At 35.2% G+C, this 409-nt stretch carries 1 protein-coding gene; it reads left to right on the forward strand.

Annotated elements, in window-relative coordinates; genetic code table 11:
- The coding region (locus tag V6251_RS15155; RefSeq protein ID WP_341589000.1) for a hypothetical protein at positions 1-409 on the forward strand (409 nt) is incomplete at both ends.

The raw sequence follows: 409 nt of genomic DNA on the forward strand, positions 1-409 counted from the left end.
CTATTACTGCTAATGAAACTGCAATAGCTGATCATATTACTGCTGATGAAGATACTGATGCAACTAATGAAATTCAAACAGTAGAATCGACTGACGGTTCTGTTGCAATTACTGCTAATGGTAATGACTTTGATTTAAGCGTTACTCCTTTTGATGACTCAACATTACAATCTCAAATCACAGAAAATGCTGATGATATTGATGCAATCGAAGCGGAGCAAATCACGCAAAACACTGCTATAGCTGATAATACTGCAAACATCACAACTAATACAGATAGTATTGATACTTTAGAAGCTGAGCAAATCACGCAAAACACTGCTATTACTGCTAATGAAACTGCAATAGCTGATCATATTACTGCTGATGAAGATACTGATGCAACTAATGAAATTCAAACAGTAGAATC

The organism is Olleya sp. Ti.3.14, assembly GCF_038154885.1.
In the GTDB taxonomy this organism is placed as follows: Bacteria; Bacteroidota; Bacteroidia; order Flavobacteriales; family Flavobacteriaceae; genus Olleya.